The organism is Dysgonomonas sp. HDW5B, assembly GCF_011299335.1.
Classification (GTDB): domain Bacteria; phylum Bacteroidota; class Bacteroidia; order Bacteroidales; family Dysgonomonadaceae; genus Dysgonomonas_A.
Genome location: NZ_CP049858.1, coordinates 3,902,498 through 3,917,332 on the forward strand (window position 1 = coordinate 3,902,498; position 14,835 = coordinate 3,917,332).

General features: G+C 34.2%; 13 protein-coding genes. 9 read left to right on the top strand and 4 right to left on the bottom strand.

Annotated elements, in window-relative coordinates; all coding sequences use genetic code 11:
- The first annotated feature begins 118 nt into the window (after positions 1 to 118).
- From G7051_RS15895 to G7051_RS15905, 3 genes are all read left to right on the top strand, one after another.
- Positions 119 to 2,116: an SUMF1/EgtB/PvdO family nonheme iron enzyme gene (locus G7051_RS15895; protein WP_166201822.1), complete on the top strand. Its 1,998-nt coding sequence runs from the start codon at positions 119 to 121 to the stop codon at positions 2,114 to 2,116.
- Between the two features lie 164 nt (positions 2,117 to 2,280).
- Complete coding sequence (locus tag G7051_RS15900; protein WP_166201824.1) at positions 2,281 to 2,817, top strand: hypothetical protein; 537 nt, start codon at positions 2,281 to 2,283, stop codon at positions 2,815 to 2,817.
- A gap of 115 nt (positions 2,818 to 2,932) precedes the next feature.
- Complete coding sequence (locus tag G7051_RS15905) at positions 2,933 to 3,430, top strand: hypothetical protein (protein WP_166201826.1); 498 nt, start codon at positions 2,933 to 2,935, stop codon at positions 3,428 to 3,430.
- Between the two features lie 20 nt (positions 3,431 to 3,450).
- Here the strand turns inward: G7051_RS15905 and G7051_RS15910 are convergent, their stop codons facing one another.
- The gene (locus G7051_RS15910) at positions 3,451 to 5,274 is read right to left on the bottom strand and encodes a U32 family peptidase (RefSeq protein WP_166201828.1); all 1,824 of its coding nucleotides are present in this window, start codon (positions 5,272 to 5,274) and stop codon (positions 3,451 to 3,453) included.
- A gap of 286 nt (positions 5,275 to 5,560) precedes the next feature.
- Between G7051_RS15910 and coaA the strand changes: the two genes are divergently transcribed.
- Genes coaA through metA form a run of 3 tightly spaced genes read left to right on the top strand, consistent with a single transcriptional unit; the run spans position 5,561 to position 8,097 of the window.
- A complete protein-coding gene (gene coaA / locus G7051_RS15915) occupies positions 5,561 to 6,475 on the top strand; it encodes a type I pantothenate kinase (RefSeq protein ID WP_255493261.1) in 915 nt (304 codons plus the stop codon).
- 56 nt (positions 6,476 to 6,531) lie between these two features.
- The gene (locus G7051_RS15920) at positions 6,532 to 7,083 is read left to right on the top strand and encodes a DNA-3-methyladenine glycosylase I (RefSeq protein WP_166201833.1); all 552 of its coding nucleotides are present in this window, start codon (positions 6,532 to 6,534) and stop codon (positions 7,081 to 7,083) included.
- 60 nt (positions 7,084 to 7,143) lie between these two features.
- Positions 7,144 to 8,097 carry a homoserine O-succinyltransferase gene (gene metA, locus G7051_RS15925; protein ID WP_166201835.1) on the top strand — a complete coding sequence of 318 codons (954 nt, stop codon included), beginning with the start codon at positions 7,144 to 7,146 and terminating at the stop codon, positions 8,095 to 8,097.
- Positions 8,098 to 8,171: 74 nt separating this feature from the next.
- Here metA and G7051_RS15930 read toward each other — a convergent pair whose 3' ends face one another.
- Positions 8,172 to 9,515, bottom strand: coding sequence for an alpha-L-fucosidase (locus G7051_RS15930; protein ID WP_166201837.1), 1,344 nt, complete (start codon positions 9,513 to 9,515; stop codon positions 8,172 to 8,174).
- A gap of 144 nt (positions 9,516 to 9,659) precedes the next feature.
- Positions 9,660 to 10,472, bottom strand: coding sequence for a DUF4261 domain-containing protein (locus G7051_RS15935; protein WP_166201839.1), 813 nt, complete (start codon positions 10,470 to 10,472; stop codon positions 9,660 to 9,662).
- A gap of 238 nt (positions 10,473 to 10,710) precedes the next feature.
- Here G7051_RS15935 and G7051_RS15940 point away from each other — a divergent pair, with 238 nt between their 5' ends.
- Together G7051_RS15940 and G7051_RS15945 are read left to right on the top strand one after the other, a co-directional pair.
- The gene (locus G7051_RS15940) at positions 10,711 to 10,965 is read left to right on the top strand and encodes a hypothetical protein (RefSeq protein ID WP_166117059.1); all 255 of its coding nucleotides are present in this window, start codon (positions 10,711 to 10,713) and stop codon (positions 10,963 to 10,965) included.
- Between the two features lie 169 nt (positions 10,966 to 11,134).
- Positions 11,135 to 12,337, top strand: coding sequence for an MFS transporter (locus G7051_RS15945; RefSeq protein WP_166117061.1), 1,203 nt, complete (start codon positions 11,135 to 11,137; stop codon positions 12,335 to 12,337).
- 19 nt (positions 12,338 to 12,356) lie between these two features.
- Here the strand turns inward: G7051_RS15945 and G7051_RS15950 are convergent, their stop codons facing one another.
- Positions 12,357 to 13,526 (bottom strand): DUF418 domain-containing protein, encoded by a 1,170-nt coding sequence (locus tag G7051_RS15950; protein ID WP_166201841.1) that lies wholly within the window; start codon positions 13,524 to 13,526, stop codon positions 12,357 to 12,359.
- A gap of 228 nt (positions 13,527 to 13,754) precedes the next feature.
- On the opposite strand from G7051_RS15950, the gene G7051_RS15955 reads away from it, so the two are divergent.
- Positions 13,755 to 14,834, top strand: a complete 1,080-nt coding sequence (locus G7051_RS15955) for a glycosyltransferase family 9 protein (protein ID WP_166201843.1) — start codon at positions 13,755 to 13,757, stop codon at positions 14,832 to 14,834.
- Position 14,835: the final 1 nt, after the last annotated feature.

Here is a 14,835-nt window from a genome sequence, read left to right on the forward strand (position 1 = left end):
TTTACTTATTATAATTTATTATTGATAAATTTAAAGACTCATATCTCATTGCAGGTATGAGTCTTTATTCTTAAAAAAACTCTCAAACTGAGAAATAAGTCTAATACTTTTTCATATTATGAATAGAATCATCTTATTACTTATAGCTGTTTCTTTGCATGTCGGAATTTATGCACAAACCGAAAAAAATAGTGTCGGAATAGATTTGATTCAGGTTCCTTCGGGCTATTTCTGGATGGGTTCCGAAGGAAAAGGTGAGAACTATGATGAAGCACCTATGCACAAAGTAATTATCAGTAAGCCTTTTAAAATGGGAGTAACTGAGGTGACAAATGCACAATACGAACAGTTTGATCCATCGCATTCTAAATACAGAGGACGATATGGGTTATCTGAAAATGACGATGATGCTGTTATATATGTCAATTATCATTATGCAGTAGCATTCTGTAAATGGCTATCAGAGAAAGAGGGTAAAACATATCGCTTACCAACAGAAGCAGAATGGGAATATGCGTGTCGTGCGGGTACTTATTCTCTCTTTTATACAGGTGATTATTTGCCGGACTCTTTCCTTAAAAACCAAAAATTATATCGTGATCCACTAGCTGTTTCTTTACAAGTAGGTCAAACCAAACCCAATAACTTCGGTTTGTATGATATGCATGGAAATGTCGAAGAGTGGTGCTTAGACTGGTACGCACCATATACTAAAAACGACACTCAAACTGATCCATTGGGCGGAAAAGATGGTTTATTTAAAGTTACCCGTGGTGGAAGCCACGGCACACCCACCGAATACCTTCGGTCAGCAAATCGTATGGCAATGATTCCCGAAGATAAGCATTGGCTTACAGGATTTAGAATTGTACAGGCCGAATATCCAGATAGTAACGAATATGCCGATCAGATTTCAATATCAGCAAGTATGTTGAATGTAAATCAGAGTCAACATATTTGGACAAAAGAAACAAAGGCTATATTCAAAGAACCTGTGAGATATGTTATTACTCCTGATTGTAAATCAGGCACTCCATTTTATTCACATAACCATTGCCCGACCATAACATGGTGTAATAATGGTGACTTATTAGCTGTCTGGTTTACGGCGGAGCAAGAAAACGGGCGGGGAATAGAAATTATTGGAAGCAGACTCAGAAAAGGACAAAGTGAATGGGAACCTGCCTCGCGTTTTTTTAAAGTACCCGATCGGAATATGACAGGCTCAGCCTTATTTAATAAAGGAGGTGATACTCTGATGTACTTCAATGGGGTAGAAGCTGCCGGAGATTGGCAGAATCTGGCAATAGTTCGACGAATAAGTACAGATAATGGAGCAACTTGGGGCAAACCACAAATAATAGCTCCTGAACATGGCAAACGTAATCAGGTTATATCGGGAACCATTCGGACTTCTAAAGGATGGCTGATACAGGCTGCCGATGCAACTCCGGAGGGAGAAGGTGGTACGGCAATTCATGTTAGTAAAGACGGTGGTAAAACATGGTATGATCCAAATAGTGGTATCCCGAATAATTTTACAGAAGGTGGAACAGGCAGTAATATTGCAGGTATACATGCGGGAATTGTAGAGTTGAAAAATAGTGATCTTATGGCTTTAGGACGTGGTGATGCTATCAAAAACAAAGAAGGATTACTTCGTATGCCTATGAGTATTTCATCGGATATGGGGCAAACGTGGCGATATACCGCATCGGAACTGCCTCCGATAGACGGAGGACAGCGTTTGGTATTAATGAGATTGAATGAAGGCCCACTGATGGTGATATCTTTTACTCATCATCCGCATCGTTTAAAAAACAATGGAGAAGCAGGCGTGAAATTTATTGATTCTGAAGGTAAAGAGTTTATTGGATATGGGGCTTATGTTGCATTATCTTGGGATGAAGGAAAAACCTGGCCAGTGAAGAAACTAATTACAGACGGAAAAGAACGATTATTATACGGGCAAGCTTGGACCGGTCATTTTCTGATGGACAAAACTCACGCTGAGCCTCGTGGCTATCTTGCTGCAACGCAATCCCCAGATAATATGATACATCTGATAAGTAGTGGTATACATTATCAGTTTAACCTAAAGTGGCTGACTGAATAAATCAATATAAAACTTTAGTAAAAGCAACTGTTATATATACTTGTATCACAGTTGCTTTTCTTAATTAACACTTATAGATGTCAAGCTTATGTAAACTTAACTTTTTTGCATAAAATGCAACTATACAATTAGATAGTTTTGTGGAAATATCTAATTACACTGTGATGATATCTCTCAAACCTTATTCTTATACAACGATTACATTCTGTATTATAACTATATCGATTCAAGCTCAATCATTATCAATAAACGATGACCGAAAACGATTCCTTTTAGAAGATATTAAACCGCCTCAGACAAAATCAAAGCTCCTTTTAGAACAAGATAAATCATCTTCTAAAGCTATAAGTAATGAAGACCTATTAGGGATTAGTAAAAAATATAAATCGGGAGGTGAAAAATTTGATGATAAATACGATACAAAGGCTCTGGAATTAACACTGAAAGGCTTTAATTTTCTTGAAAATGACAGTTGTACGTCTACAAAGACCGTTGTTAACGGAGGGAAAGCATATCTTATTCCCGTAAAAGACTCCGATCGTCAGCTAGACAAACTATCTCAAAAAGAACGTATGCAAGGTGTTATGATAAATGCTACTGTTGGTGGGTTTAATTTTAGCGGATGGGAGAAAAAGAAACTATCTAAAAAGTCGAAGGAAATATTGCAAAACCTTTACGGAATACAAATTCAAGAAGAATAAAAGCTTCATGAACTTAATTAATATTTATAGATGTAAAGCTTATGTAACCTTAACCTTTTTGTATATAAAGCAACATTCACTTTTAGTAGTTTTGCACAAATAGAAAATCAAGGGAATGGATCTCCGTCAGAAATATGTTACAAGTTTTGTTTTTGTAGTTATATCAATATCGGTACAAGCACAAAATCTTAAATCTTCCATTAAAGATGATATAAAGAAAGATCTGTTGAAACAGATAAAACCAACACTTTCGACTCCCGGTTCCACCATGGAGAAATCTCCTTTAAACTCGAAAGCTGTACAGGAAGACAATCTTCTTGAGTTTTACAAAAAATACAAATCAGGTTCAGGAGGCGCTGAATTCGAAACAAAATACCAGATTAGTCCTAACGTAACTACATATAACGGAAAAGATCCCATTAATAAGCAACCGGATGGTCATGTTGAACCTGTATTCCAAGGTGGACATTGGATTTTAGCAAATCCAACAAGGCGAGTTGATGGATTAGTTGTACCTTCCGGAATGGATCTTGCAGGAGGTGGTAAAAAGAAATTATCAAAAAAATCAAGAGATATTCTAACAAATGTTTTGGGTATGTCAATAGATGAATAATCACGATTATTGATACATTATTAATCATTGAAAACTTTCATCTCACAATTTTTACAATCAAACTCAAGCCTCAATTTGGTTGCATTGTATAATAAATGAAATGGTTCTTGATAGGGTGGGCGAGTAGACGTTTCTTTAGGACACCATCCCATTGATTGCTTAATACAATGGCGTGTAAACATCAATGGTACACCTTTCTGAGCTTTCTTTTCGAAAGCAACTTGTTCTATTGTAGATTGATGCTGTATATAAAATTGTTTACTCTTATCATTCGAGACATTGCCTAAATAAGTAATATTTTTTGTCGGAAAAGAATGAGATGTTTGGATATGAATCACCTCTTCTTGTGGATATTCTTCCAAACGTTTTTCTAAAAGCATATCTGTTAAACTTCGTCTCCATTCCGAAATTACAGAAGCAGGAATAAACCAATTATCAGCTAATCTTATTTTGACATCAGTTACCCTGAAAATAGTATTACCTGTTTTACTCAGGTTATTCTTTATATTTTCGGTTTGATCTTTTTGAGCCAGTTCTTTGTTATAATTGATGTCTAAAGAAGTCTCTATACCATCTTCGTCTTCTATAGTCAGTTTAAATCCATCCTTCATTTCTGAAAGAACTATATCAGCATCAATTTTACGGTCTGCCGATTTTTTATTCAAGACTTTCTCAAATTCGTGATCATAGTTTCTATAAACGAAAGTGCCTTTTCTCAAAGACAAATGACTTTCAGCCGGAAAAACCTTTTCTCCTTCGATCTTATTAACTCGTAAGCCTTGTAATTCTTTCGCATCATTCAAAAAACAAAGACCATCCCCATTATTAAGCTGTTTCGTTCCTGATAGAGTAAAAAAACGATCAAACACTTCTTTTATTTTACCAATAGGTTCACCTATCGATTTTGGAGAATCTATAGACCACATATCGGGAGTCCGACCATTAAAAAAGTACTCGGTATATCCTCTGTTGAAACTTTTTTCGAGATTAGGAGTAAATGTATAAGTACTTTTTCCGGTAGAAGCTCGTATATATTCTTTGCGATGAGCTAATATTTCATCTAACTTCTGTCTATAATAGGTTACTACATTTTTCACATACGACAAGTCTTTTAACCGTCCTTCTATCTTAAGAGAGCTGACTCCTGCATCTATCATTTCTTCAAGATGATCAGATAAGTTCAGATCTTTCATAGACAGCAAATGCTTCTTTTGTACAACACTTTTTCCCTCATTATCAATAAGAGTATAAGGTAGACGACAAAATTGAGCACACGAACCTCTATTGGCACTTCGGCTTGAAATAGCCTCACTTAAATAGCATTGTCCACTATAACATACACATAAAGCTCCATGTACAAAAGCTTCCAGAGGGGTAGATACTTCTGATGCAATATCCTTAATTTCAGACATTGTCAATTCACGCGCTAATACAATCTGAGAAAAGCCGGCTTGTTCCAGAAATTTTGCTTTTTCAGCAGATCTGTTATCATTTTGAGTACTTGCATGCAATGGAATAGGAGGGAGATTGAGCATCATAATACCCATATCCTGTATAATCAAAGCATCCACCTTAGCATTATATAACTCCCAAATCAGCTTTTCCGTTTCAGCCAATTCATCATCTTTTATAATAGTATTTAAAGCAACATAAACCCGTGCTTTAAATTGATGTGCATACTTAGTTAAAGCCTCTATATCCTCTAAAGTATTTCCTGCATTGGCACGTGCACTAAACTTAGGTGCACCAATGTATACAGCATCGGCACCATGGTTAATAGCCTCAATTCCACATTCCAAGTTTTTGGCAGGAGCAAGTAATTCTATTTTTCGAGCGTTTATCAATTGATTCGTATTTATGAAACGGCAAAGATACTAAATATTGAATTCTTATAATAGCATTTCATCTCATCTCAGTTCTATTTTCCCCTAAATAGAGAGACCTTTATTTCTTTTTTGTTAGTCTCGTAAATAAATTTTGTACTTTTGTCCGCAATAAGGTCTTAGACCTTTTTATTGCTTTGGTAAGCACTATTAATTAGTCCTGAGAAATATAGCAATAGATAGTTTGTAAAATTAGTATCGAAACCTGAGACAATAATAAATGGATATTTCTTCTCAGAGCCCTTATATGCTGTTTAATCGCGACAAGTGGGCTGCTCTAAGACAATCGGAACCAATGACTCTTACCCAAGAAGAACTGGAAGAATTAAAAGGTATAAATGAAGAACTATCGATGGAGGAAGTTCAAGATATATACCTGCCTTTGACCCGATTGTTGAGTTATTATGTAAATGCAACAAAAAGCAGGCAAGCTGCCATGATGGAATTTTTGAACGAAAAGGCATTGAAAATTCCATTTATTATAGGTGTCGCAGGAAGTGTTTCTGTAGGGAAGAGTACTACTGCCCGTGTGCTGGAAGCATTGATAAGCCGCTGGAAAGAAAACTCAAAAGTTGCACTTATTACGACTGATGGTTTTTTATATCCTAATGCTATTCTCGAGGAAAAAGGATTGATGTTGAAAAAAGGTTTCCCCCAATCATATGATATACATCGCTTACTTCAATTTGTGAGTGATGTTAAGTCAGGAAAACCGGAAGTCAAAGCACCCAAATACTCACATCTTATCTATGATGTTATCCCCGATGAATATGAGATAATTAAACAACCTGATATTTTGATAATAGAAGGGTTAAACGTTTTGCAAAGCGGAATGGATTATCCTAAAAGTAAACCCCGAGTTTTCGTGTCTGACTACCTGAATTTTTCGATTTACGTAGATGCCGAAGAAGATATGCTTGAACAGTGGTATGTATCTCGATTTATGAAATTCAGAAACGGAGCATTTACTGATCCAAAATCATATTTTTACAGTTTTACCCAACTAACAGATGCCAATGCTATCAATATGGCCAAAAGTATTTGGAGAGAAATAAACCGAAAAAATCTGAGAAAAAATATACTTCCTACACGCGAACGTGCAAGTCTTATCTTACACAAGAGTGAAGACCATAAAGTGGATTACGTAAGATTAAGAAAGTAAGAGAAAAAGCTATATTTAGTTATGTAAATAACTCACAATACAATAAATATCAAAATATGACTTATTGCGAATTTGTAAATAATCTGTCAAAAGAAGATAATAATCCGAATAAAGATTACCATGATAATCATTATGGCTTCCCTATCATTGATGATAATGAACTTTTCGAAAGGTTAGTTCTAGAGATTAATCAAGCCGGATTAAGCTGGCTTACGATTTTGAAAAAACAGAATAATTTTAGAGAGGCATATAGCTATTTTGATATAAAAACCGTAGCGAATTATAGTGATAAGGATATAGAACGGCTACTTAATGATACGGGAATCATAAGAAACAAATTGAAGATTAATGCTGCAATACATAATGCTAAAGTTATCGTAGAATTACAGAATGAATTTGGTTCCTTTAAAAATTGGATAGATACGTATCATCCTAAAACAAAGGAAGAATGGGTGAAAATATTCAAGAAAACGTTTAAGTTCACCGGTGGTGAAATAGTTAATGAGTTTTTGATGAGTACTGGATATTTAGCAGGTGCTCATGATCTTAATTGCCCGATTCACGGTAAAGTGCTGGAGTTAAAACCAGCATGGAATGTAAAAGTATAGTTATATTTGATACCTTTTTATATCTTTATTGTTTCAATTGACTAAAAGACCGAATAGGATATGCCCGTAACACTACCCGATAACTTACCTGCAATAGAAATTCTTAAGAAAGAGAATATATTTGTCATGACTCAGCTTAGAGCTAAAGAGCAAGATATACGTCCTTTAAAGGTACTTATACTTAATCTGATGCCTATCAAAATAGCTGCAGAAACAGACTTGGTTCGCCTGTTGTCGAATACTCCATTGCAAATAGAGGTTGATTTTCTGAAACTCTCGACTCATCAATCTAAAAATACACCTATAGAGCATATGGAAACGTTTTATAAGGAATTTAGTGAGGTTAGTCAAAGTAATTACGATGGTCTTATAGTAACTGGTGCTCCTGTTGAACTGATGGAATTTGAAGAGGTTAACTATTGGCCGGAAGTTTCTGCTGTCTTTAATTGGGCACGTAATCACGTGACATCTACTTTCTATATATGCTGGGCTGCACAGGCAGCATTGTATAACTTTTATGGAGTGCCTAAATATCTTATGGACGAAAAGATATTCGGTGTATTTAAGCATACCATAAACGATAGAAGTTTCCCTTTATTCAGGGGGTTTGATGATGAATTTTATGCTCCTCATAGCCGTCACACAGAAATACATAGGGAGGATATTGAAAAACATCCCGATCTGAAGATATTAGCTGAGTCGGATGAAGCCGGAATCTACATTGTTGTAGGACGAGGTGGGCGAGAATTTTACGTAACCGGTCATTCGGAATATTCACTTTATACTCTTCATAATGAGTATGTAAGAGATTTGGAAAAGAATTTACCAATAAATATTCCAAAACATTATTACAGACAGGACAACCCCGATTTAAAGCCCATTTCACGTTGGACGGGGCATGGAAATCTGTTATTTAATAATTGGATTAACTATTTCTTATACCAAGAAACGCCATTCGATTTATCTCAAGTACCTCAATTAGCAAGTCTCGAACTCAAGCGAGAATCAGAATAAGCATATTAAGTCTATAAAATAAAAGGCTGTTCGAAATATTTCGAACAGCCTTTTATTTTATAGAGAATGTGTTATTATAATTCTTTAAACACTTCTGCTTTTAATACTTGTACAGAACAATCTTTAAATAAACTTTGAGGTATATCGAAAGTTACTCCTTCCTTTTCTTTAGAAAAGGAAATTGGCATATTAGATTCTAATACAGCACAATTTTTAATAGTAGAAACATCAAAAGGTAAATAAACTTTATCTGTAGCGTTAGTCAAACTTATATACAAATAATGTTTGTTATTCTCTGATTTTTGAGCCAGATATACTCCGACAGGAGTCTCTACCTTTACAGGTTTTGTTCCATATATAGATTCTCGATTAGGAATCATCCATGCACCCATTTCTCTCAATCGACGAGTTGCTGCCTTAGGAAATGTGCCATCGGGTTTTGGACCTATATTTAAAAGGTAGTTACCTCCTTTTGATACATTATTCACTAAATAACCCAACATTTCAGAAGATGGTTTCCATGCATAGTCCTTGGCATGCCATCCCCATGAATGTACCATCGTTGCAGGGGTTTGCCAAGGTTTATCCAACATTTTATCAGGATACTGATTGTCGTGCATTTCAAGAAAATCAATATTATCTCCTGGATTTAAATAAGATATACGTCCGTTTATCAAGCATTTTGAGCTATTTGCACGCACGAGAGCAATTAGTTCATCACGACGTTTATCGGTTATATGAGTTGGCCAGTCCCACGTATCGAACCATAATAAATCGGGATCAAAATTGACCAATAATTCTTTTACTTGTGGTAACGATTTCTCTTGCCAATACTTTTCAAACTGATCATCGGGAATCATCGGCATCCAGTTTGGCATACCACCACCCGGATATTCCCAGTCTTGCCAATGTGAATAGTAAAAACCGTACTTAATTCCATATTTTTTGCAGGCAGCTACCAATTCGGCTAAAATATCTCTTTTGAAAGGAGTATTAGTCACTTTAAAATCAGAAACTTTGGTATCCCATAACGCAAAACCATCGTGATGTTTTGAAGTTATTACAAAATAGCGCATTCCTGCATTCTTAGCTTCTGAAATCCATGTATCAGCATCAAAATCGACAGGATTAAAAGTCTTGGCAAGCGTTTTATATTCATTACTCGGAACTTCTAATCGCATTTGAATCCATTCTGCATACCAAGTGTTTCCGTTTTCTAAGGTGCTGTCCGGTAATGTCCTATTTTTATAACTGCCTTCGAGCATCGAATAAAGTCCCCAGTGGATAAACATTCCAAACTTTGCATCCTTGAACCATTCTGCTTTTTGAGAATCAAGGGATAACGATTTATTCTGAGCAAATGTCAAATTTGCACACATACATAAACCAAGAATAATACAAAATAATTGTCGCTTCATTAATTTATTGTTTTAGAATTTAAAGTTAAGATTTCATACTTTCATTACTTTTATAAGAGCATTGTATCAAGAAACCTTGATAATCGGAGTAATACAATAAAGATAAATCAAAATCAGATAAGATCGAAAATATAAGCTTATAATTTATAACGCAAACTTTGTACTCAAACCATCTACATGGATTCCTTTAGATAGAGAAACATATAGTTTTATACTTTCCGAAAGGTTATAAATTTCACCATCCAGAAATTTAGCATCTTTGTCAATTATATGTGAACTGATATTTAAAATCATTCGATACAAACGATTTGCATCAAGTGGGGATCCTATAATCTCAATTTCATTTTTATTGAAATTAAACATACCATAGGTATATGCATCAATTCCCAAAGGTGTTTGTCTCATTCCAATATATATCCATGCAGGTACAGGTATTCTGTTCATTTTTAAATCATCTACAGCTGCCAAATAATGATCTTTATGCAATAGTAGAGTCTCATTTCCCTGATAGATAGCAATACAATTTTCACAAGTTATCAAAATTGAACATAACAATTTACTCAAAATAGTAAAACGCTCTACAGGAGTTTTGTTTCCTCCCAAAATTGATACTATAGCATGTCCTGTTTGCTTTTCGAGTTCTTTTGAAGCATTAGCCCAAGTGTAAGCATAGGGAATCACTTCATCCATCTCTTCTTTGGGAATGGGAATAGGCATATTGCCAAGAGCAACCATTACCCCATCAATATCAAAAGATGCAGCATCATTATCTCCCTCGATATTAATAACACTAAGTCCCCAAAAACTTCTAAGGTTATCTACCACTTTGTTTAATTTAAGAGAACCTCCGTTTATAAAAATGGGCATTGCCAGGAGAACTGTTTTTTCACTTTCTTTGTTTTCTGTTTGTGTTTCGACTTCGTTACTTTTTCTTCTAAAAAAACTTAATAATCTCATAATTCATGTGTAATTTTGAATAAACCGATGCTTAAAGAGATACTCAATAAACAATTTATCAGCCTAAGGTAATAAATATTTATCAGAAATTTAAGATTCCTTATTATAAGAAAGTCAATCAGTTAATGACAATCTTTATTATTTGTTAAATAAAAGCTTATTATTAAACATTTTGTCTTCGTATACTGTTTTTTAATTAAGCTACAGGTAACAGATTTCTAACTTATACAATTTTGCTATGAAGACAAATGATCCCAAAAAGATAAAAGAAGGGGATATTTTATTTAGCGTTGATCCTCAAAAATTAATTATCGTAAAAGCGAATGTGAAAGAAGTAAAAAATGGATATGGAAAAGTTTCCATTAAAAATAGCTCATCTTCAGAAGAACAGTCAATTTCTATAGATAAATTCCCTGCTGAATGTTGCGGTATTCTTTTTTTTAAGACTCAAAATGAAGCTGAAGAATTTATAAAGACACAGATTGGAATTTAAGCTTTAATAAAAATGTCTCCCACCATAAATCGGGGGACATTTTTGTATAAAAGAGGTTCATACTCTTTTTCTTCCCGATAAGATTCGTCCAACTTTTGTATTATTCATTATTATATATGTCTTACCTTTGCACGCTTAAATATTATTTCAGATTTAAATAATCTCGGCAATGAAAGGTAACGAAAAGGGATCGGTATTTTCAATTTTGATTTTACTGGGTGTTTCTCATATGTTTAATGACACACTACAAAATTTAGTACAAGCTGTATATCCTATGATTAAGGAGTCACTTGCACTGAATTTTAGTCAGATTGGCATTATTACGTTGGTATATCAGATGGCTGCATCCATATTTCAACCTATTATTGGAGCATATACCGATAAAAAACCACAACCATACTCTCTTCCTATCGGAATGACATTTAGCTTAATCGGAATTTTCGCTTTGGCTTTTGCTTCCGAATTCAGCCATGTATTATTTGCTGTATTCTTTGCAGGTATTGGATCATCTATATTCCACCCTGAAGCAAGTCGGCTGGCACATATGGCATCTGGTGGAAAACGAGGCTTAGCACAATCTATTTTTCAGGTAGGCGGCAATTTTGGGGGTTCTTTAGGCCCTTTATTAGCTGCACTGTTAATTGCACCGTATGGACAAAAAAACATAGCATGGTTTTCAATTGTAGCCCTGGTTGCTATCGGGGTTATGTTATATATAAGTAAATGGTATAAACATCGCTTACTTTATATCAGAGCAAAATCCGTTACTCTTGAAAAAACAAAGGAAGTAAAATCGAAACCTGTTCTTACTCAGAAAGTAGTATTTACCCTTATTATTTTATTACTTCTCATTTTTTCCAAATATGTATACATGTCAAGCTTGACTAGTTTTTATACATTTTATTTAATTGAAAAATTCGGAGTCAGTATTCGTGACTCTCAAGTATACCTATTTATTTTTTTATTTGCAGTTGCTGCCGGAACTGTTTTAGGTGGTCCGATAGGGGATCGCTTCGGTCGTAAGTACGTCATTTGGTTTTCAATACTTGGTGCTGCTCCCTTTGCTCTTATAATGCCATATGCTGATTTAATGTGGACTTGTATTCTGAGTGTTATAATAGGTTTGGTATTGTCTTCTGCTTTTTCAGCTATACTTGTTTACGCCCAAGAACTTCTCCCCGGAAAAGAAGGTCTAATCGGAGGATTATTCTTTGGACTAGCTTTTGGTATAGCAGGAATTTCATCTGCCATTTTTGGTAATATGGCAGATAAACATGGCATTGAGTATATTTATCATATAGCAGCATTTATGCCTCTTATCGGATTGATTGCAGGATTATTACCCAATATAAAGAAGATGGGGACAGAGTAACTCCGGCAAATAGTAGGCTTTAATCTTTTTTTGCTCCAATCCAAGTTGCTTTTCTCCAGATATATTCCAAAGGACCGTGTTTATGGCGTTTCATCCACCAGCAAGCAAAGCTATATTGAATTAAGAATAAGACAACTCCGAGTAAAAATGAGTATGTGATAGATAATTTATCATGCAAGCCTAATCCCCAATTATAAAATAAGAACGAACCAATCATCGATTGAGTCACATAAGCAGTTAAACTCATTTTACCATATGGAGCCAGTTTACCTAATATCTTATGAAAATCAGTAGTATAATACAGATTTATGATAAGCGAAATCATAAAAATCATGAACATAAGGTTGGCTAAAGGATTAAGTATTATTTTCAGAGACTTGAGTACCGGTTCATTCTCTATAAATTGTGGCAATAGATTTGCTAGCCCACTTAAAGGAAAGAAACATAGAATGGATATAACTAAAGCTTTTTTCCAAAACCGGAGGTTTTCTTCTGTATTTAAGAATAGTTTGGTACGCCCAACCAGCATTCCAAACATGAATAGCGAAGCTGTTTGAAAAACACGACCATATTCCCATGCATATGAAAAATTGGCTAGCTGCCCTTCTTTTAGATTCATTTTGACTGTTTCCAGAAAGGTTCCGTTCATTTGTACTTTATATGCCTCTCCAAAATAATAAGACACTAAACTTTTTCCTGCAATATAATCGGGATTAAGTAACGCATAAATGAGTTTGTACCATTCGAAGGGTTGCAGCATTAGAATAGTTGCAATTATGAAAACTGTTTTTGTTGGTAACCGACAAACAAAGAGTAAAACAAATCCCATTATCGAAAAGAAGACTAATATTTCGCCGGTAAAAAACATTGCATTTATATTCCCCCAAATAAACAGAAGTATTAATCTCCAGGCAAAACGAGGTCTGAAATCAGAACCTTTTTCAAGTCGGTTATTATCCTGAATGCAGAAACTAAAGCCAAATAAGAGGGCAAAGATACCATATGCTTTACCGGAAAAGATAAAGAAAACCGAATCCCAAATAGCCTTATCAGTAAATTTAAGCCATTCGTTATCTACTTCAGGGAAAGAATAAAAATTAAAATGTTCAATGGTATGAATAAGAAATATTCCCATTACAGCAAAACCGCGCAAAACATCTGCGACATCAATTCGTTTAGCTTCACTCATAATATTAGATTGATAAATAATTAATGTTTACTTTTGCAAAAGTATTATATTATATCTGATATAAGAACAAAAGATCATTTTGTTCTTATAAAATGTGATAATCTCAGACAGAATAAAATATCTGTATTGACATTTCTTTAGAGTATCAAAATAATACTTAACCATAATGCAATATTGCTTTGTGAACTTTTTTACATCAAATGTGTTTCAACAAGTAAATTATCATCAATGAATCTAGGACAGAAGATTAATAACATCAGACGGGCTATAATGCATAGTTTAACCCAAAACATTGGCAATTCTAATATAAATAACAAAATTGCATGGAATGATGATACAATTAAAAATGTTCTAATTTGCAGACCGAATAATCGACTTGGAAATCAGCTATTAATAACACCACTAGTAAAAGATATTTCTGAAATTTTCCCAAATTGTAAAATTGATTTGTTTGTAAGAGGGAATCTAGCTCCTATTATATTTGAAAATTATGAGAATATAGATCGTATTATCAAATTACCTAGAAAACCATTTAAGGAGCTTGCTAACTATATAAAAGTTTGGATTTCATTGAGAAAACATCACTATGATATGGTGATCAATGTAGATAGAAACTCTTCTTCGGGGAGGCTTTCTACTAAGTTTACAAACGCCCGGTTTAAATTTTTCAATGATGTAGATGAAGAGCTTCAAGTCCAATATGAAGATTATGTACATATCGCCAAATTCCCGGTCTATAACCTTCGAAAATATTTAAGTCAGTTAGGGTTATCTATTATTGATAAGCCTTTGCCATTATTAGATCTCAAGCTTAATACTGCTGAAATAATTAAAGGTAAAGAGATTTTAGATGCTATTGTTAGCAGTAAAAAGAAAACTATTTGCTTGTATACTTTTGCAACGGGAGATAAATGTTATTCTGAAGATTGGTGGGCAGATATTTATGAAAAAATAAAAAATAAATACGAAGAGACATATAATATACTGGAAGTTTTACCTATTGAAAATATTTCTCAAATAGGTTTTAAAGCAACCTCATATTATAGTAAAGACATTCGAGAAATGGGGGCTTTAATAGCAAATACAGAATTGTTTATTGCAGCCGATAGTGGCATTATGCATCTAGCTAGCTCTGTTAAAACAGCAACTGTAGGATTGTTTTCGGTTACAGATATAAATAAATATCAACCATACAACAATAATAGTATAGCAATAAATACTAATATAACTACAACTGAAGATTTAATAAAGGAGATAAACAGTGTTCTTCAGAAGAAAGATAAAGTTCAACTAGATTACGCAATATAAG

Bases quoted from the DNA above. Each gene is read 5' to 3' on its own strand.
- G7051_RS15895 (WP_166201822.1), top strand. From the start codon at position 119: ATGAATAGAATCATCTTATTACTTATAGCTGTTTCTTTGCATGTCGGA.
- G7051_RS15900 (WP_166201824.1), top strand. From the start codon at position 2,281: ATGATATCTCTCAAACCTTATTCTTATACAACGATTACATTCTGTATT.
- G7051_RS15905 (WP_166201826.1), top strand. From the start codon at position 2,933: ATGGATCTCCGTCAGAAATATGTTACAAGTTTTGTTTTTGTAGTTATA.
- coaA (WP_255493261.1), top strand. From the start codon at position 5,561: ATGCTGTTTAATCGCGACAAGTGGGCTGCTCTAAGACAATCGGAACCA.
- G7051_RS15920 (WP_166201833.1), top strand. From the start codon at position 6,532: ATGACTTATTGCGAATTTGTAAATAATCTGTCAAAAGAAGATAATAAT.
- metA (WP_166201835.1), top strand. From the start codon at position 7,144: ATGCCCGTAACACTACCCGATAACTTACCTGCAATAGAAATTCTTAAG.
- G7051_RS15930 (WP_166201837.1), bottom strand. From the start codon at position 9,515: ATGAAGCGACAATTATTTTGTATTATTCTTGGTTTATGTATGTGTGCA.
- G7051_RS15935 (WP_166201839.1), bottom strand. From the start codon at position 10,472: ATGAGATTATTAAGTTTTTTTAGAAGAAAAAGTAACGAAGTCGAAACA.
- G7051_RS15940 (WP_166117059.1), top strand. From the start codon at position 10,711: ATGAAGACAAATGATCCCAAAAAGATAAAAGAAGGGGATATTTTATTT.
- G7051_RS15945 (WP_166117061.1), top strand. From the start codon at position 11,135: ATGAAAGGTAACGAAAAGGGATCGGTATTTTCAATTTTGATTTTACTG.
- G7051_RS15950 (WP_166201841.1), bottom strand. From the start codon at position 13,526: ATGAGTGAAGCTAAACGAATTGATGTCGCAGATGTTTTGCGCGGTTTT.
- G7051_RS15955 (WP_166201843.1), top strand. From the start codon at position 13,755: ATGAATCTAGGACAGAAGATTAATAACATCAGACGGGCTATAATGCAT.